The 17,995-nt window shown below is 47.7% G+C and carries 19 protein-coding genes; 17 read left to right on the plus strand and 2 right to left on the minus strand.

What is annotated here, in order from left to right; translation table 11 throughout:
• The first annotated feature begins 14 nt into the window (after nt 1–14).
• From amaP to AR333_RS10400, 15 genes are all read left to right on the plus strand, one after another.
• Entirely contained in the window at nt 15–581 is a 567-nt protein-coding gene (gene amaP / locus AR333_RS10330) for an alkaline shock response membrane anchor protein AmaP (protein ID WP_068775293.1), read from the plus strand.
• 14 nt (nt 582–595) lie between these two features.
• On the plus strand, nt 596–826 hold the full coding sequence (locus AR333_RS10335; RefSeq protein WP_068775294.1) for a DUF2273 domain-containing protein: 231 nt from the start codon (nt 596–598) through the stop codon (nt 824–826).
• A 108-nt stretch (nt 827–934) separates the two neighbouring features.
• A complete protein-coding gene (gene nusB / locus AR333_RS10340; RefSeq protein WP_068775295.1) occupies nt 935–1,396 on the plus strand; it encodes a transcription antitermination factor NusB in 462 nt (153 codons plus the stop codon).
• A gap of 36 nt (nt 1,397–1,432) precedes the next feature.
• Nucleotides 1,433–2,305, plus strand: a complete 873-nt coding sequence (folD, locus tag AR333_RS10345; protein ID WP_068775296.1) for a bifunctional methylenetetrahydrofolate dehydrogenase/methenyltetrahydrofolate cyclohydrolase FolD — start codon at nt 1,433–1,435, stop codon at nt 2,303–2,305.
• Nucleotides 2,306–2,309: 4 nt separating this feature from the next.
• Nucleotides 2,310–3,668, plus strand: a complete 1,359-nt coding sequence (gene xseA, locus AR333_RS10350) for an exodeoxyribonuclease VII large subunit (protein WP_068775297.1) — start codon at nt 2,310–2,312, stop codon at nt 3,666–3,668.
• On the plus strand, nt 3,661–3,936 hold the full coding sequence (gene xseB, locus AR333_RS10355; protein ID WP_068775298.1) for an exodeoxyribonuclease VII small subunit: 276 nt from the start codon (nt 3,661–3,663) through the stop codon (nt 3,934–3,936). Before xseA ends, xseB begins: the two co-directional genes overlap by 8 nt.
• On the plus strand, nt 3,933–4,835 hold the full coding sequence (locus tag AR333_RS10360) for a polyprenyl synthetase family protein (RefSeq protein WP_068775299.1): 903 nt from the start codon (nt 3,933–3,935) through the stop codon (nt 4,833–4,835). Before xseB ends, AR333_RS10360 begins: the two co-directional genes overlap by 4 nt.
• 113 nt (nt 4,836–4,948) lie before the next feature.
• Entirely contained in the window at nt 4,949–6,835 is a 1,887-nt protein-coding gene (dxs, locus tag AR333_RS10365; protein WP_068775300.1) for a 1-deoxy-D-xylulose-5-phosphate synthase, read from the plus strand.
• A 76-nt stretch (nt 6,836–6,911) separates the two neighbouring features.
• Nucleotides 6,912–7,763 (plus strand): TlyA family RNA methyltransferase, encoded by an 852-nt coding sequence (locus AR333_RS10370; protein ID WP_068775301.1) that lies wholly within the window; start codon nt 6,912–6,914, stop codon nt 7,761–7,763.
• Nucleotides 7,764–7,891: 128 nt separating this feature from the next.
• A complete protein-coding gene (locus AR333_RS10375; RefSeq protein WP_068775302.1) occupies nt 7,892–8,350 on the plus strand; it encodes a hypothetical protein in 459 nt (152 codons plus the stop codon).
• A complete protein-coding gene (gene argR, locus AR333_RS10380) occupies nt 8,347–8,793 on the plus strand; it encodes a transcriptional regulator ArgR (protein WP_068775303.1) in 447 nt (148 codons plus the stop codon). The genes AR333_RS10375 and argR overlap by 4 nt, the downstream gene beginning before the upstream one ends.
• Nucleotides 8,794–8,863: 70 nt before the next feature.
• A complete protein-coding gene (gene recN, locus AR333_RS10385) occupies nt 8,864–10,600 on the plus strand; it encodes a DNA repair protein RecN (protein ID WP_068775304.1) in 1,737 nt (578 codons plus the stop codon).
• 127 nt (nt 10,601–10,727) lie between these two features.
• Entirely contained in the window at nt 10,728–12,062 is a 1,335-nt protein-coding gene (gene spoIVB / locus AR333_RS10390; protein WP_068775305.1) for a SpoIVB peptidase, read from the plus strand.
• A gap of 196 nt (nt 12,063–12,258) precedes the next feature.
• Nucleotides 12,259–13,053: a sporulation transcription factor Spo0A gene (gene spo0A, locus AR333_RS10395; protein WP_068775306.1), complete on the plus strand. Its 795-nt coding sequence runs from the start codon at nt 12,259–12,261 to the stop codon at nt 13,051–13,053.
• 660 nt (nt 13,054–13,713) lie between these two features.
• The gene (locus tag AR333_RS10400; RefSeq protein ID WP_068775307.1) at nt 13,714–13,941 is read left to right on the plus strand and encodes a hypothetical protein; all 228 of its coding nucleotides are present in this window, start codon (nt 13,714–13,716) and stop codon (nt 13,939–13,941) included.
• Nucleotides 13,942–14,181: 240 nt separating this feature from the next.
• Here AR333_RS10400 and AR333_RS10405 read toward each other — a convergent pair whose 3' ends face one another.
• Entirely contained in the window at nt 14,182–14,709 is a 528-nt protein-coding gene (locus tag AR333_RS10405; protein ID WP_068775308.1) for an AAA family ATPase, read from the minus strand.
• A 1,058-nt stretch (nt 14,710–15,767) separates the two neighbouring features.
• On the opposite strand from AR333_RS10405, the gene AR333_RS10415 reads away from it, so the two are divergent.
• Nucleotides 15,768–16,229, plus strand: coding sequence for a FixH family protein (locus AR333_RS10415; RefSeq protein WP_068775310.1), 462 nt, complete (start codon nt 15,768–15,770; stop codon nt 16,227–16,229).
• A gap of 15 nt (nt 16,230–16,244) precedes the next feature.
• Here the strand turns inward: AR333_RS10415 and AR333_RS10420 are convergent, their stop codons facing one another.
• The gene (locus AR333_RS10420; protein ID WP_068775311.1) at nt 16,245–17,168 is read right to left on the minus strand and encodes an LD-carboxypeptidase; all 924 of its coding nucleotides are present in this window, start codon (nt 17,166–17,168) and stop codon (nt 16,245–16,247) included.
• A gap of 209 nt (nt 17,169–17,377) precedes the next feature.
• Between AR333_RS10420 and AR333_RS10425 the strand changes: the two genes are divergently transcribed.
• A complete protein-coding gene (locus AR333_RS10425) occupies nt 17,378–17,848 on the plus strand; it encodes a DUF6884 domain-containing protein (RefSeq protein ID WP_068775312.1) in 471 nt (156 codons plus the stop codon).
• Nucleotides 17,849–17,995: the final 147 nt, after the last annotated feature.

Genomic DNA, 17,995 nt, shown 5'->3' on the forward strand with positions numbered 1-17,995 from the left:
AGGAGCCAACAGCTGTGGTCAAAATACTAGACAGACTCCTGTTATTTCTATACAGCCTCGCAATATTGATAATATCCGCCATTGCCGTGCTCGCAGCTTTCCAGCTCATTCCGGTAAGAACGACCGAATACTACCTGGGGTATGTGTTCGACAGAGGATTTACTTGGGAGAAAGTCGCTGTTATCACAGGCGGTATTATTATTTTCCTGCTCAGCCTCCGGTTTTTCTATATATCGGTACGCAGGAGCCGCACACAAGCCCCTTCGATCGACCAGAGATCCGAGATTGGCGACATTCGTATTTCCGTTGAAACTGTTGAGAATTTATCTTTAAAGGCGGCCGGCAGAACACGCGGTGTCCGCGACTTGCGCGCAAGGGTTAAAGTGAGTGAAGCCGGGCTTGATATCAACATCCGCACGGTGGTAGACGGGGAAAGTTCTATTCCGGAAATTACGGAAGAAATGCAGAACGCCGTCAAGAACCATGTGGAAGAAATTACGGGCATTCCCGTTGCGCATGTATCGGTTTATGTAGCCAATATCGTGCAAAGCGCCCCTACGTTTAAAAGCCGGGTAGAATAGAGGTGAACCTGCACATGTTAAAACGATTATGGCAGGAACATCCGGGAACGATTGCTGGCGCAGCGGGCGGTCTGCTGCTCGGGCTGGTGTACCTGATCGCCGGATTCTGGGACATGCTGATTTTTGCATTTATCGTGTTTTTGGGATATTATATCGGCAAAAAGCTGGATCAAGGAGAGGATCTTCTTCTTCCTTTTCAGACCCTCTGGCAATTCCTTTCGCAAAAATGGAGAATGTTTCGATGAAATCCTTGGTTCATCCTTGGATTTTTTTGTTTGGGTTGGATTTAAAATGACGTATACTAGACGTATGTAAATGACTAGCGGTTTTTAAGATTTGGGAGGATTACAGGTATGAGGCGTAGAGTAGCCAGAGAAATTGCATTACAGAGTTTGTACCAGATCGACATGAATGGCGTATCGGCTCACGAGGCTGTGGAAGTGGCTGTGCACGAAGCAGAGAATGATAATGAAGCGCAGGTTGACGGTAAGGAGAAAATCATGCCGGAATACATCCGTGAGCTGGTGACTGGAACGCTAAACAACCGTGATCGTATTGATCAGCTGCTTTCCGGATATCTCAAAGGCTGGCAGATAGACCGACTGTCCCGTGTGGATCGTGAAGTTCTTAGACTGGCTGCTTTTGAAATGCTGTTCCAGGAAGATGTGCCGCCCAAGGTTGTCGTAAACGAAGCGATTGATCTTGCCAAGCATTTCGGTACGGATGATTCAGGCAAGTTCGTTAACGGAGTATTGGGTAAGATGATCAAAGATGCGGATGCGCTTAGAGATGAAGTCCGCAAGGGTAAAGAATAACAGAGATACCAATGGGTAGAGGAGAGGAGAACCGTCATGGCAGCAGAAGTGATTAACGGCAAAGAAATCGTAAGTTCGATTCGCGGAGAGATCAAGCAGGAAGTGGCGGAACTTATTTCTAGCGGGACAACGCCGGGTCTGGTCGTCATTATTGTTGGAGACGATCAGGCTTCGCATGTCTATGTCAATAACAAGGAAAAGGCTTGCGCGCAGGTCGGAATCAAGTCTCATGTTCACCGTCTTCCGGCAGATACGTCTCAAGAGAATTTAGTGAAGCTGATCCATGAGTATAACGAAAATCCGGAGTTTCATGGGATTCTGGTGCAATCTCCACTGCCTAAACATATTAACGAAGAACAGGTTGTTGACGAAATTACTCCGAGTAAAGACGTGGACTGTTTTCATCCCGTTAACGTAGGGAATCTCATGATCGGCAAAGAAGGAATGCTTCCGTGCACTCCGGCCGGTGTTATGGAAGTTCTGAAAAGGATTGGCGTATCGCCTGCAGGCAAACATGCAGTTGTTGTCGGACGGAGTAACATTGTCGGCAAGCCTATGGCTATGCTGCTTCTCCGCGAGCATGCAACGGTGACAATCTGTCATTCCCGTACACCTAATTTGCAGGACATTACCCGGCAGGCGGATATTCTGGTTGCCGCAGTGGGTAAAGCGAATGTTATCGAAGATAAGCACGTGAAACCGGGTGCTGTCGTCATTGACGTGGGCATGAACCGTAATGCCGAAGGCAAGCTGTGCGGTGACGTTGATTTTGATGCGGTCAAAGACATCGCAGGCTATATCACGCCGGTTCCCGGCTGCGTAGGTCCGATGACGATCACCATGCTGCTCAAGAACACGCTGAGTTCCGCTCGCCGTGCGTCGCAATCAGGTACGGCAGCGGGCATATAGAGCGATGAGTGAACGCGCGGTTCTATCGATTAAGGATCTCAACCGTTATATCAAAATGAAGCTCGAAGGCGACAACCGGCTTCAGGATGTATGGGTACGCGGCGAGATTTCCAACTTCACCCATCACTCGAGCGGGCATATGTACTTTACGCTGAAAGATAAAGACAGCCGGCTGAAAAGCATTATGTTCGCTTCCTATAACCAGCGGCTGCCTTTCCGGCCCAAGGAAGGGACCATGGTCATCGCAAGAGGCAATGTGTCGGTGTATGAACGGGACGGGCAGTACCAGTTCTACGTCACGCAAATGCAGCCGGACGGCATCGGCGGCCTCTATCTGGCTTTCGAGCAGCTCAAAAAGAAGCTCGAAGAGGAAGGGCTCTTCCGCGTCGAGCGGAAGAAGTCAATCCCGCGGATGCCCAAAGCGGTCGGCGTCATAACATCGCCGACCGGAGCGGCTGTCCGCGATATCATTATCACCCTGCAGCGCCGCTATCCGAACGTACCGATCCTGCTGTATCCGGTACTTGTTCAAGGCGCGCAGGCGGCCCCTTCCATCGTCAAGGCGATCGAGACGATGAACAGGCTCGGTGAAGTGGACGTGCTGATCGTCGGCCGGGGCGGTGGATCGCTGGAGGAGCTGTGGGCGTTCAACGAAGAAGTCGTTGCACGCTCAATCTTCGCTTCCGCGATCCCGGTCATATCGGCCGTCGGTCACGAGACCGACTTCACCATCGCAGATTTCGTCGCCGATCTCCGTGCGGCGACGCCAACCGCTGCAGCAGAGCTGGCGGTGCCTCACCATCTGGAGCTGAAGCAGCAGATGGCTCATCTCCGCCAGCGTCTGCACCAGGGTCTCTTGCAGCAGCTGCAGCGGCGTCAGGACAGGCTGGAACGGCTCCGCCGTTCACCGTACCTGACCAATCCGCATCGCCAGCTGCTTCAGCACCCCGCCCAGCGGCTGGACCGACTGGGCGAGCAGCTGAACTTCCGGATGCGGCAGCAGCTTACACGGGCGAACGACCGCCGCATGCGGCTTGAACGCATCTTGTCGGGTTTCAATCCGCAGGAGCAGGTCCGGTTTGCCCGCAGGCGTACGGAGGGCTCGCAGAAGGCGCTGACGCTTGCTATGCAGAGTATCGCGCGCGGCCGTAAGCAGCAGTTGATGTCTACACTTCGGCATCTCGATGCACTCAGCCCGCTGAAAGTGATGCAGCGCGGATATAGTCTTGTGTATGATGAACAAGAGAAACGGCTTGTCAATTCAATCGAGCAGGTGCAACTCGGCGATATGGTAAGCGTGCAGTTGACGGATGGCCGGTTGAGTTGTCATGTCTGGGCAATGGAGGAGAAAAAAGATGGCTAACGAAACGAATCCGCAGGAAGAGGCTATACTGAGTTTTGAAGAAGCGATGGACAAGCTTGAAGGAATTGTAGCCAAGCTTGAGAGCGGCGACGTTCCGCTGGAGAAAGCCATCGAACTGTATCAGGAAGGCATGAAACTGTCTCATTTGTGCGGACAGAAGCTGGAGATCGTCGAGAAAAAAATCGAAATGCTCGTGGAAAACGAAGCCGGCCTCTCGAAGAAGCCCTTTGGAGCGAACATCGTCGAGGATAAAGGGGAATCTCTTTGAACACCGACATGAACATCCATGAATATATTGCCCATTATGCCAAAGAAGTTGAAAATGAGCTCAAACGCTTGTTCCCTACGGAATGGGACATACCTGGTATCCTGAAGGAATCGGCTCAATATTCCCTTGATGCCGGGGGCAAAAGATTGCGGCCTATTCTTGTGTTAGCCGCTGCCGAAGCTTTCGGGGGCCGTGTGGAAGCCGCGATGCCCGTAGCCTGCGCGATCGAGATGATACATACGTACTCCCTTATTCATGATGACTTGCCCGCAATGGATAATGACGATTACCGCCGGGGCAAACTAACCAACCACAAAGTATTCGGGGAAGCGATGGCGATTCTTGCTGGCGATGCCTTGCTGACACAAGCTTTTTATACCGCTTCCCAGGCGCGCAGTCTAGGAGTGCCGGCTGAGCAGGTGCTCTCGATCATATCCGAAATGGCCGAATATTCGGGTGCGCGCGGCATGGTCGGCGGTCAAGTGGCCGATATGCAGGCGGAGCAGGGTGCCACAGACCTGAACGGCCTGGAATATATTCATCTTCATAAGACGAGTGATCTGATTATTTTCTCGCTGCGGGCGGGAGGAAGAGTGGCCGGAGCGGATGAGAAGCAGCTGGAAGCGCTGACTCGTTACGGCAGGAGCATCGGTCTGGCGTTCCAAATCCAGGATGACATATTGGATGTAACAGGTACGCTTGAGAAGCTGGGTAAGCCGGCAGGCAGTGATGAGAAACAGCAGAAAGTGACGTATCCTTTCTTTATCGGACTGGATGAATCGGCGCACAGGGTACGTGAATTAACGGATGAGGCTGTGTCCGCCGTGAGCGGCGGAATCGTTCATAATCCGCAGAGGCTGCTTGAATTGGCTGCTTACCTGATGAAGCGGGACCGCTAGATTTGTGTATCCGTCTTTGTTTTATGATATAATGTTTTCATGACAATACACGAACAAATGAACGTATTTCAAACTTTTGTAAATTTTTTTACCTTGGAAAGCGAGGAATTCATGTGCTGCTCGATCATATCAACCAGCCCGACGATTTGAAGAAACTATCAACAGCAGAACTGGAACAGCTGGCGGTGGAGATTCGGCAATTTCTCGTCGAAAAGCTGTCGGTATCCGGCGGTCACCTTTCTTCCAATCTGGGTATAGTGGAGCTGACCATCGCGCTGCATGCTCTGTATGACAGCCCCCGGGATAAATTTATTTTTGACGTAGGCCATCAGGCGTATGTTCACAAGATTTTGACGGGGCGTAAAGACCGCTTTGACTCTTTGCGTAAGTACAAAGGCATGTGCGGCTTTATCAAACGGGCGGAAAGCGAGCATGATGTATGGGAAGCGGGTCACAGCAGCACCTCGTTATCTGCAGCGATGGGGATGGCCATGGCCCGTGATCTTAACGGTGATGACAACCGCGTGTTTGCGGTGATCGGCGACGGTGCTATGACCGGAGGTATGGCTCTTGAGGCAATGAATCATATTGGCCATGAGAAGAAGAATCTGACCGTTATTCTGAATGACAATGAAATGTCTATTGCTCCTAACGTAGGAGCGCTTCATAATTATTTGAGCAAGATCCGTTCGGATAAGCATTACCGTAAAGCCAAAGAAGAAGTGGAACTACTCCTTAAGAAAATCCCGGCTATTGGAGGCACTCTGGCCAAAACGGCAGAGAAAGTCAAAGACAGCCTGAAATATTTGCTGGTTTCTGGTGTCTGGTTCGAAGAGCTCGGATTCAACTATATCGGCCCGATCGACGGACATAACCTGCCCCTGCTTCTGGAGACCCTCAAGCAGTCCGAGAAGATCCAAGGTCCTGTCCTGATTCATGTGATTACGACCAAAGGAAAAGGGTATTCCCCGGCAGAATTGGATTCTCACAAGTGGCACGGGGCAAGTCCGTATAAGATTGAGTCCGGACAATTCCTCAAAGCTGTCGGGAATCCTATGTATACGAATGTCTTCGGAAGTACGTTGATTGAGCTGGCCGAGAAGGATAAGCGCATCGTCGCCGTTACACCGGCTATGCCGGGCGGCTCAGGTCTAATGGACTTTGCCGCGAGATTCCCGGACCGGATGATCGATGTCGGAATTGCCGAACAGCACGCCGCAACATTGTGCGCGGGAATGGCTTCCGAAGGTATAAAGCCGGTATTCGCCGTGTATTCGACCTTCCTGCAAAGAGCTTACGATCAAGTCGTACACGATATCTGCCGGCCGAATCTGAACGTGATGTTCGCCATCGACCGGGCTGGTTTTGTTGGTCCCGACGGAGAGACGCATCAGGGTGTTTACGATATTTCTTTCCTGCGCAGTCTTCCTAACATGGTTCTGATGATGCCTAAGGACGAGAACGAGCTGCGCCGAATGATGGTAACCGGCATTGAGTATAACGACGGTCCTATCGCTGTCCGTTATGCACGTATTAACGGGTTGGGCGTAGAGCTGGATGAGCATCCGGAGCCGATTGAGATCGGCACGTGGGAAACGCTGACCGAAGGCGACACGATGGCTGTACTGGCCGTCGGCCCGATGAATCAGGTTGCTCTTGAAGCCGCGGAGTCCATGAAGAAGGAAGGCATTAATCTGCGCGTAATTAACGCCAGGTTCATTAAACCGCTGGATGAGGCGATGCTCCTTCAACTGGCCAAGGAACACATGCCGATTATTACGATGGAAGAAGGCGCCGAAATGGGCGGCTTCGGCAGCAGTGTTCTGGAATTCTATGCCCGTCAGGGAATTGATGGCATGCGCATCCGCGTTATGGGTGTTCAGGATTATTTTGTGGAGCACGGTTCCATCAAGGAGCAGCGGCAGGAAGTCGGCTTAACGGCTGAACATCTGGCTACTCAAGTGAAATCTCTTCTGCCCCGCAAACGCCAGCATGCTTAATACGCCATGCAAGGTCTTAAACATTTGATACTAACAATCCGCTCGATGAGACGACGGACCCTACAGGAGTTAACGGATGGCAACAGATAAAGAACGAATTGATGTACTTTTAGTTGAGCATGGATATTTTGAGAGCAGAGAAAAAGCCAAGGCCGCCATTATGGCTGGCCTTGTTTTTGCTGATGAGGAGCCTGTGGACAAAGCAGGTATGAAAATTAGCCGTGCATCTACCCTTAAGGTAAAAGGGGCTGTGCATCCTTATGTGGGCCGCGGCGGCCTCAAATTAGAGAAAGCCTTAAAACATTTCAACCTGGATATTCAAAATGCCGTAATGCTGGATATCGGGGCTTCGACGGGCGGATTTACGGATTGTGCTTTGCAGCACGGCGCGTCCTATGTTTATGCGATCGATGTCGGTTATAACCAGTTAGACTGGTCGTTACGGCAGGACGAGCGTGTTCATGTTATGGAACGGACGAATTTTCGTTATGTAACACCGGAAGTACTGGAAGGACCTGCACCTAACTTCGCTAGTATTGATGTCTCCTTCATTTCTCTACGCATCATTCTCCCGCCACTTAAAGCGCTTCTTGGTACGACAGGGGAAACCGTGGCTCTGATTAAACCTCAATTCGAGGCGGGCCGTGAGAAGGTCGGGAAGTCAGGTGTTATCCGAGATTCCAGCGTACACCAGGAAGTGCTGGAACAGGTGTTGGGTTATGCCGGAGAGCTGGGATTTATCTTGAAGGGCCTTACGTATTCACCGATTACAGGGGGCGAAGGCAATATTGAGTTTCTAGCTTACTGGACCTGCAATCCGGATGATCCGGACAGGATCGTGGAGCCTCTCAACCCGCTTATCAATCGTGTGGCAGCAGAAGCCAAAGCGCAGTTTGCCAAACCGGAATTAAACCGGCATTCCCAATAGATATAGTGCTTCGAATCTGTTCCCATATATGCTTAGTCTTCAGATCCAGTATCAATCTTCCAATCTTCTGGTATATCAAAAGGATTCCTTGCCTTCATTCGCGAATACGTACGTCGAGGTGACTGCCTATGCAAAACGGGGATGCGTTCATCCTAATCTTGCTCCTGGGACTACTCGCAGCATGGATCGGCATACGTTTTCATCAATGGCTGGTGGAGCCTGCCAAGAGTTCCGTGCATCTGCCTCTCTATACGGAAGTTCCGGACGACGAGGTCGTTGACCTTCTTATAGGCGCAGGCTTTGATGTTATTGGCGGCAAGACAAGAATCCCGATCACCATCACCCTAAACCAGAAAGAAGAGCTCTACAGCCGGCTGTTTATTGATTATTTTGCGGAAAAAAATGACAAACTGTATCTTGTTAAGGTAGCGAAGGAACGGAAGCCTCTTGAGATGACAGGAAGCGCAATCAGGGAACGGCTGCTGGCATACTCTTTGTTGGTACCTGAAGCCGAAGGTGTTCTGTATGTGGACATGAACGGACGCAAAATCAAACAAATTACGTTTCACATTGAGGTGTTCGAATGAAAGGGCAACGCCACGTCAAGATTCGCGAAATTATTGCGAATAACGAAATCGAAACACAAGACGATCTAGTCGAAGCACTCCGAACTGCTGGTTTTAATGTGACCCAAGCTACGGTATCCCGGGACATCAAAGAGCTGCATTTAATTAAGGTGCCTTTAGATGATGGACGCTATAAATACTCCATGCCGGCGGATCAGCGTTATAACCCCCTGCAGAGACTGAAGCGCGCGCTCAGTGATCACTTTATTAATATTGACTTCACCGACAATCTTGTCGTAATGAAATGTATGCCGGGAACGGCCAATACGATATGCGCTTTAATGGACAATCTGGAATGGAATGAGATCATGGGAACCATCTGTGGGGACGATACCATTCTGATTATTTGCCGTTCCAAGGATGTAAGTAAGAAAGTCGTGGACCAAATTATGTCTTTGATTTGATAGATGCAGCAGGTTTGAGTCAAAATTGGTTAATTCGCTCTCATAGAGAAGCGGACACGGGGAGGAACCTATGCTCACAGAACTGTCTATACGTAATCTGGCGGTAATCGAGTACGTTCATATTGGTTTCAAATCAGGTTTTCATGTGCTCACGGGTGAGACGGGAGCCGGTAAATCCATTATTATTGATGCACTTAGTTTGATTGTAGGCGGCAGGGGTTCTTCCGAACTGGTTCGTTATGGCAGTGAGAAAGCGGAAATCGAGGCCGTGTTCGAGATCGAAGAAGACCACCCCGTGTGGGAAACACTAACGCAGCTCGGCATTGAGGCCGCTGCCGAAGAACAGCTTCTGATCCGCCGTGAAGTTACGGCAAACGGCAAAAGCTCCAGCCGTATTAACGGCCAGCTTGTGAATTTGACCATGCTCCGCGAAGTGGGCAGATGGCTCGTTAATATTCACGGGCAGCATGAGCATCAATCTCTTCTTAAATCCGATGAGCATATTCACTGGCTCGATACATACGGAGAGAAAGAGATTGCCGCGAGCTTGCAGGCATACCGGATAAGCTATGACCGTTATACCAAGCTCCGCAAAGAACTGAAGTCTTTAGTCGAAACAAGTAAACAGTCTTTGCAAATGTTGGATCTATACCGTTTTCAGGTCGATGAGATAGCAGCCGCTTCCTTAAAGGAAGGGGAAGAGATCGGTCTGACGGAAGAGAAGAGCAAGCTTGCGAATGCAGAAAAATTATATAAAAATGTAGCCGCATCTTATGATACCCTGTATGGGAATAACAGCGGACTGGACTCCATCGGGAAGTCCATTGTCCGGATCCAGGATGTGGCCGCCATTGACAAGGCAGGTATAGCGCCTCTGCTCGAACAGATGCAGAATGCTTTTTACCAGCTTGAAGATGCGGCTTATCAGCTGCGGGATTACCGGGATGAAATTGAATTCAATCCGGAGCGTCTGGATGAAATTGAATTGAGGCTCGATCTTATCGCTACTCTGCGTCGCAAATATGGCGATACCATCACAGAAATCCTGGCTTACAGCGATAAAATCAGCGGCGAGCTCGAGACAATCGAGAACAAAGACGAGATTATCCAGAAGCTCCAAGATAAACTTGCTGCCGAAACTTTACAGCTTGCCAAGGCAGCGCTCGAGCTATCGAAGCGGCGAAGTGAGATCGCAGGACGGCTCGCTCAAGAGATTGAGACCGAGCTTAGAGACCTGCATATGGAGCGTACGCAGTTCCGCGTGCAGGTGGCCCATATAGAGGCTGCGAATGCCCAGGCAGGCCTGGCGCTGGATAGCGGGAGTGTCAAATTCACCCGCGACGGTATTGACCAGGTCGAGTTCCTTATGGCTCCGAATCCCGGGGAGCCCCTGCGGGGTTTGAGCAAGATCGCCTCCGGCGGCGAGCTGTCACGTATTATGCTGGCGATGAAGAGCATTTTCGCGAGATTGGACCGCATCCCCGTCCTAATATTCGACGAAGTGGACACGGGCGTAAGCGGGCGGGCGGCTCAAGCCATCGCCGAGAAGCTATCCGTTCTTTCGGTAAGCTGTCAGGTGTTCTCCATCACCCATCTTCCGCAGGTAGCTTGTATGGCGGATGTTCACTTTTATATCCATAAGGAAGTCGAAGGGGAACGAACCTATACCCGTGTAACCGATTTAAGCCGCCGCGGCAGAGTCGAAGAACTTGCCAGGATGCTGGGCGGGGTGGAAGTCACGGAAACGACTTTGCATCATGCTCAAGAAATGCTTGCATTGGCAGACGAACAAAAGTCGAGGAACTAACTGAGGTCTCTAGAAGCATTTGCAGTTATAAAACGGATAGCGGGAGGATACCTTAAAGGTACGCAATTGGCGATTGTCAGCTAAATCAGCTTTCGTCAGGGCCAGAAAGCAGAAGGAGCGTGGTCAAGTGAAATCGAATCGCCGGAAAAGATTCATTGGTCTTCTGCTCGTTTTCCTTGTGTGTATCTTTAGTATCTCATCTCCTTTCCAGAGCTTCGCTTCCTTCCCCGACGAGCTTAGGCTTTTCAGCGGCCAAGGCAAGCAGTTAAGGCTAACCATGCCGGTTAACGCGATGTTAACAGTCAAGGACCCCGATATCGTCAAGGTCAACGGGAACGCCCGGCACTCATTTCAAGTTAATCTGAATGAACCGATTTCCCTCCAGTCGGAGCGGCATGGGTCGACAGAAATGAAACTCAAGCTGTTCGGCGCCATTCCTTTTAAGACGGTAAAAGTCAGCGTAGTCCCGGACCTTAAAGTTATTCCGGGCGGACAAACCATCGGTGTCAAAATTAAATCCTCCGGTATTCTGGTGGTGGGGCATCATCTGGTGTCAGTAGGGGAGAACCAGAAGATCTCCCCGGGTGAGGAATCCAAGGTGCAGGTCGGAGATTTGATCGTATCGATTAACGGCAAACCATCCACGGACGTCTCCAAGGTCTCCGGTCTTGTCAATCAAGCCGGACAGAGCAAGAAGCCGCTTGAGTTGACCGTCCAAAGAGGCAACCAGAAAATCAATCTCTCACTCAAGCCGGCTTACGATGTGATGGATAAGTCGTATCGGCTCGGCTTGTACATCCGCGACTCTGCGGCTGGTGTAGGGACACTCACCTTCTTTGCTCCCAAGCAGAATGTGTACGGTGCTCTGGGCCACGTCATAACGGATATGGATACCCAGACACCTATAGCGGTAGGAAGCGGCGAAGTGGTGCACTCAAGCGTGACTTCTATTGCCAAAAGCCAGAACGGTGAACCGGGCGAGAAGCATGCCCAAATTTTTAGAGACAGCAAAGTGATTGGAAATATCGAAAAGAACACGTCATTCGGAATTTTCGGCAAAATGGAGGAAGCTCCGGATTATAGTTTATCCCATACGCCTATTCCGGTTGCTTTTGCGGAGGAGGTAAAAGAAGGGCCTGCTCAGATCTACACCGTGGTGAACGGTCAAAAAGTCGAGAAGTTCGATATCGAGGTTGTGCACGTAACCAAACAGGATTACCCGGCAACCAAGGGCATGGTCATTAAAGTGACGGATAAACGCCTGCTGGAGAAAACCGGGGGTATAGTGCAGGGGATGAGCGGCAGCCCCATCATACAGAATGGGAAGATGATTGGCGCGGTCACACACGTCTTCGTTAACGATCCGTCAAGCGGTTACGGCTGCTTTATCGAATGGATGCTCCATGACGCGGGAATCGTGCTAAGGCCGGAAACAGACGCAAAGGGACTGAAGGCGAGCTAGCCTTTGGTTCTTCTTTTTATAGAGAGGATTTGTCGAAAAATGTTGAAATACAAAGATAAAACTCTATTATAGAATATCGGCTGGAAAAAATAAAGAAAATAATTTTTCGACAGGAGGAATTTGATTCGGGGTGTCGAATTTGTAACACAAGGAAAAAGACACTACCCGCTTTTTTAAAATAAAGGAGGCTTTTACGTTGCAGAAGATTCAAGTATTGTTAGCGGACGACAACCGAGAGTTTACACATTTGCTTTCCGAATTTATTAGCGATCAGGAAGACATGGAAATCTCCGGCATTGCCTATAACGGAAATGAAGTGCTCCGTTTTATGGAAAATCCGAAGGATGTACCGGATATTCTCATTCTGGACATCATTATGCCTCACCTGGACGGACTCGGTGTGCTCGAAAAGCTGCGTGAAATGAACTTGAATCCTGCACCGCGTATCATTATGCTTACGGCTTTCGGTCAGGAGAACATCACTCAGAAAGCTGTGCAGCTTGGAGCCTCTTATTATATTTTGAAACCGTTTGACATGGAAGTTCTGACGAACCGGATTCGCCAGCTGGTCGGCAACCAGCCTGCGGTTACTTCGAACTCTTCGATGAAAGCCAATGTCGTACAGATGCCGAAGACCAAAAATCTGGATGCCAATATTACGACAATCATACATGAAATCGGCGTTCCTGCGCATATTAAGGGATATCAATATTTGCGCGAAGCCATCACGATGGTGTACAACAACATCGAAATTCTCGGTGCCATCACCAAGACACTGTATCCCGCTATTGCGGAAAAATACAAAACGACGCCGAGCCGAGTCGAACGCGCGATCCGTCATGCGATTGAAGTCGCCTGGACGCGCGGCAATATCGACAGCATCTCGTTTATTTTCGGCTACACCGTGAACATTAGCAAATCGAAGCCGACCAATAGCGAGTTTATCGCGATGGTGGCGGATAAGCTGCGGATTGAGCATAAGGTATCATAGCTTGTAGGGGAGCGGATAGTTGCTACTAGAGCAATTCGGGCGCGGTAAGTATCTGAGATCATTTTAAGCCGATAAGTTCTATGTACTATACAAACTAATACCGTTATTCATTAATTTGCAAAAATCTAATGAATAACGGTATTTTTTATTAAGCAATAACTCTGTTTATTCCGAATGAAACTTGTTCTGTGATTACTATATAAATTTGGACGAGAGGAAGTTGTTAAGAATGGCATTGAATGATATCATCCATCAAATTTACCAAGTTGAGGGCGGTAACTAATATCAATGGAAGTGTACTTCAGTTTCGTAGTCGTTTAAAGGATTGGATAAATTGCTTTCATGAGGTTATACATTACAAAGTAATGCTTGTAGTCGAAATAGATGGTGACACTGTTCATGAAGAAACTCCAGCAGAAGCACAAGAACCACTATGCTTATTCATGAGGTTGTTCCATTTTTGAAAGAATAAAAGCAAGCGAATGTGATATATATAACAAAACACTTGTAAGCGTTAAGAAAATTGTTTCTATAATTGAAAAAAAGCATAAAAATACGCGATAAATTATTGCCAGTCGTATCAAATAAATGCTAGAATCGAAAAGTTAGTACATGGCGAACAACCCTTGGATTATTATTAAATTCAAGGAGTGACTAACAATGACAGTAATAAGTGAAAATGCATTTTTTATATTGATATTATTACTCGTTTTTAGGGTTATCAGGCAAGAAATTCGTTTCTGGATACGGTACATTGCACATTTGTTACTACATTTAAGTCCTTTATTAAATCTAATGGGGACTTGCTTAATGGAGCTAATAGAATTTGGTGATGATTCTGGTAAGAAAACATTCGATGACAAAAGAAAAAAAGCCAAAAAGAAATAATAAAATTTAAAATCCAATTGGTTTGTTCGCCTACTTACTGACATGTTTCAGTGGAGTAGGCGAACAAATATATTAATTAGTATATTAATATATTAATTGATTTTTGTTAGAAAGATTGATCTCACTTGAGATCAGTCTTTTCTTTATTTAAGTCTCATTTCTGATACATTGATTCTATGAGACAGAAAATGTATAGATTTTGTTATAATAGCTTTAATAGTTTTATCATACTTAGTTCAGTTAATCAGTCAAACAGTATTGTCTATTGTTCATAATCTCTTTAATAACCTGATGAATAGCATCAGTATTTTTCTGGCTTGTATCAAGCAAATACTTATTTTTCAATCTAGATTCTTTAAATTCTTCAATTAAAATAAGACACCGCTCTCCCATCTGGTGTTCAGGCAATCTCAATTGATCTCTTTTCAACAGGTTACCATGGTCCGCCCACAATACCACATAGATGACATTTTCGGTTAATTCTTTTAACTTATCTTTTAGCCAATAAGCCTCATCTGGAAAAGTAACATAATCAATTACAACATCTATTCCATTGAGAACGAAATTTTGTGTAAGACTCAAGATATTATTCCAAATCAGGGATAACTCAGATTTACTTTCCCATGGCTTCTGACGACCATTAACATGCATATGGCTTACATCATCACCCGATATATATGCGCTGTTTTTTAACGTATTCACTAATGCACTTGATGTTGTTGACTTTCCTACTCCTGCTGGCCCTGAAATTATATAAACTGTCTGCATTAACAAGCACCTTACTTACTCCATAATATACAAGAACTTGGTTATTGTGACATATCAAAAAAATAGATCTTGCAGAAGTTATTTTAAAACAATATTATTTTAGAAAAAAGCCATAAAAGAGAAAATAGGTTGGAATACAGACCAACAATAACCCGGCACACAGGAGAAAGGTTCTATACCTTGTATTGCCCTAGTTGTAGCAAAGCAGGTTCTAACGCAATTTTATTCGAAATGTCCAGCCGCAAGTAATGCAATAGATAGAGTTAATGAAGTGTCGGGTTAGGAGTAAGAAGAAGCAGGCTCAAGAGGAATACTGAAAACGCACTGATGCGTAGCGACTAAAGTATTCCGTTTATTGTAAGCCACGACGACAGGTCGCTTGCAATGCTATTGTCATCGATATGGTACTTCTGTAAATTTGTGTCACACCTATACCGTAAGCATGAGAAAGACTCCCATTTAATTTTAAATGAGAGTCTTTTTAGTCTTGTGCCGCAAGCAATTCTACTGGCATTAATTGGATGGGGCCGTTTCAGCCGGTGAAGGTATCGGTGTTAATGATGCAGAGGGTTCAGTTTCAGAGGGCACGTACGAGAGGGTAACGAAAAAGGTAAAAACAAAGGTAAATACAAATAAGCCCAATGAGCCTAGAAAGCGTTGTTTACCCGCTCGTTTGTTCTTTTTTAGATATGAGACTACAGCGAGTAACATAAGAATGAAACTAGTAAACATGCTCACCGTTATAACCATGTTTCCCCACATAATAAAGCCTCCTACACGTGTTCGTTCTAAGTATTATATCAGATGTTTGGATATTATTGGGGCACTGTGAACTGTTTTGAAGAAGAATTTGTAACACTGTTAAATATTTTTTACCAGTTTCAGAAGAAAACACTTGTTTCCCTGTATAAATTCAAATACTCTTATATTGTCAGAATATGGCGCAAAAGTTTAACGAATGAGGGGGAAGTTAGTAAAGACTAGATTCCATAGCATCAATCGTGATATGTAAACGCTTTTATAACGCACTTATATAACCATGAACGGGAGGAATTATATTGAAGAAATCTATTCTTACAGCTATTGCGATAGCTTCTCTGCTGCTGTCGGCTTGTTCGGCAAAACCAGCTGCTTCTACAACGACCACTGCGGCGGACGCGGGTAAATCGGACCAAGCGGTGGAAGTGAAAATTCAGCTTCCGGAGAAGATTGCACTGAATCAGGAAAGCACACTCAAGGTGCAGGTGAAGCAGGGAGCGGCAGCGGTTGAGGATGCGGAAGATATCCAATTTGAAATCTGGAGCATCAAAGACATTGACGACACGGAAACGATCCTAGCCAAGCATGAAGGCGGGGGCGTATACAGCGTGAAGAAAACGTTCAAGAAGGACGGGATTTATCTGGTCAGAACGCACGTAAACGCCCGGGGTCAGCATGTCATGCCCAAAGAACGGCTTATAGCAGGGAATGTGCCGGAGAAGGATATTCAAGAATATGAAGCCACGGTCGCCGGTAAATAAAGATCTGCCGCTTATTCAATAGCGCACCGCCGGTTCTAGTAAAGTGAGTGTTCCGTTAGTTGCATCAAGATTTACGGCTGCCCCGATAGGGAGAGCAGCTTTGTAATACCCATGGCCGGAGGCGAGGTTAGTCAGCAGAGGCTTACCTAGCCCCACCATGTAAGTATCGATGAGATCCTGATACGTCTTGCCGTAAGCGGCGATACAGTTCGTACATTCCCCCATCACGATCCCCGCGCAGTCTTTGAATTTGCCGGCTAATCTTAACTGCTCCAGGTAACGGTACACAGTGTTCACAGGCTCATGGGTTTCTTCGATCAGAAGAATTTTGCCCGTCGTATCCGTTTCATAGGGAGTTCCCAGCGCCCCGACAAAAGACGTCAAGTTGCCGCCTACCAAAGGACCGCTTGCGATGCCGGGAACTTTAGGCACCAGCGGAATGCCAGGTGGATTCTGAATGGGCCGTGGAGCCGCTACGGAGGATGTAGCCGTAAAGAACTGCTCGAAATTGTAAGGAGGTGTGGTCGGACGAAAATCAAGAAGTAGCAGGCTGTGCAGAGTAATCACGCCGGCAATTTGGAATAAAGTGTTGAGAAGCACCGTAATATCGCTGTACCCGGTGACGATTTTAGGGTTCTCCCGGATATAGTCGTAGTTCAAATAAGGTAAAATCCCCGATATACCCACGCCGCCTCTAACCGGCAGAATCATCCGGACTTTTGGATTGGTGTACACATCCATGAAATCCTCCGCCCGTTCCCTGTCTGTCCCTGCCAGATACCCTTCCACCTTATACACGTAGCGCCCCACCACGGTTTGCAGCCCCATGCTTTGCAGGTAAGAAATCCGCGCATTAATCGTATCCGCATCCAGCGGACTGCCCAAAGTCACAATTCCAACCGTGTCACCTTTTTGAAGCGCAATCGGTTTAACGCCCATACATCTGCCTCCCGGATAGTCCTTTTATTCTAAGCTATGAGAAGGCGGGGTTGAATAGCCTACAGAGTTATATACAGATGGATTCCTTCATTGTTTACTGTTTATTGAGCGGGTTCTTCTGGAATTCAAGGACATTATAAATTATGCTATAAAAACAGGCTTCAGAAGGGTGTAACCCCCGGTTAGGCCAAGAAAATGAGGGATGATTCATGATTTCGAGCTGTTTAGTTATCGTCCCTTCCGGTAAGAAGAAAATATGGGACAAGCATCCAGAGGCCGGACCCTGCCCTGCCAAGCAGGCTTACGGGAGTACGCTGAATAAAAAAGGCCGTGCCTATGCGGAGGCAAACGGGCATGACTGGGTGATCTTGTCGGGAAAAGCCGGATTTTTGCTGCCGGATGATGTGGTGCCTGGTAATTATGATGTTTCTTTCGGCACGAGCCACCCGGATCTAATCAGCCTTCCGGAACTATATAAGCAGTCCATAGAGAAAGATTTGCAGAAGTACGAGGAGATTATTGTTCTAGCCGGTAAGAAATTTATTCCGGTCATGGACTATTTATTCGTGAGACAGAACGTTGTTTTTCCGCTGAACGGGTGCAGAGGGATCGGAGAGATGCTTCAACAACTGGATAAATGGACATTCGAGGCTATGAAAATCCATAAGGCTGCTGACTAGAGAGAGAAGGTCCGCTGGTCGCCAAATAGAAGAAGCCGTCCCCTATATGGGACTGACCCCGTAATGTGAGACAAAACAAAACACCTTCAAGAAAATGCTTCATGTCGTAAGATATGGAGGACAACTTTGGAGGTGTTTTTGCATTGG

This window comes from Paenibacillus sp. FJAT-26967, assembly GCF_001541095.1.
Classification (GTDB): Bacteria; Bacillota; Bacilli; order Paenibacillales; family NBRC-103111; genus Paenibacillus_F.

Excerpts from the sequence above, each read along its gene's own strand:
- AR333_RS10335 (WP_068775294.1), top strand. The coding sequence starts at position 596 with ATGTTAAAACGATTATGGCAGGAACATCCGGGAACGATTGCTGGCGCA.
- nusB (WP_068775295.1), top strand. The coding sequence starts at position 935 with ATGAGGCGTAGAGTAGCCAGAGAAATTGCATTACAGAGTTTGTACCAG.
- folD (WP_068775296.1), top strand. The coding sequence starts at position 1,433 with ATGGCAGCAGAAGTGATTAACGGCAAAGAAATCGTAAGTTCGATTCGC.
- xseA (WP_068775297.1), top strand. The coding sequence starts at position 2,310 with ATGAGTGAACGCGCGGTTCTATCGATTAAGGATCTCAACCGTTATATC.
- xseB (WP_068775298.1), top strand. The coding sequence starts at position 3,661 with ATGGCTAACGAAACGAATCCGCAGGAAGAGGCTATACTGAGTTTTGAA.
- AR333_RS10370 (WP_068775301.1), top strand. The coding sequence starts at position 6,912 with ATGGCAACAGATAAAGAACGAATTGATGTACTTTTAGTTGAGCATGGA.
- AR333_RS10375 (WP_068775302.1), top strand. The coding sequence starts at position 7,892 with ATGCAAAACGGGGATGCGTTCATCCTAATCTTGCTCCTGGGACTACTC.
- argR (WP_068775303.1), top strand. The coding sequence starts at position 8,347 with ATGAAAGGGCAACGCCACGTCAAGATTCGCGAAATTATTGCGAATAAC.
- recN (WP_068775304.1), top strand. The coding sequence starts at position 8,864 with ATGCTCACAGAACTGTCTATACGTAATCTGGCGGTAATCGAGTACGTT.
- AR333_RS10400 (WP_068775307.1), top strand. The coding sequence starts at position 13,714 with ATGACAGTAATAAGTGAAAATGCATTTTTTATATTGATATTATTACTC.
- AR333_RS10405 (WP_068775308.1), bottom strand. The coding sequence starts at position 14,709 with ATGCAGACAGTTTATATAATTTCAGGGCCAGCAGGAGTAGGAAAGTCA.
- AR333_RS10420 (WP_068775311.1), bottom strand. The coding sequence starts at position 17,168 with ATGGGCGTTAAACCGATTGCGCTTCAAAAAGGTGACACGGTTGGAATT.
- AR333_RS10425 (WP_068775312.1), top strand. The coding sequence starts at position 17,378 with ATGATTTCGAGCTGTTTAGTTATCGTCCCTTCCGGTAAGAAGAAAATA.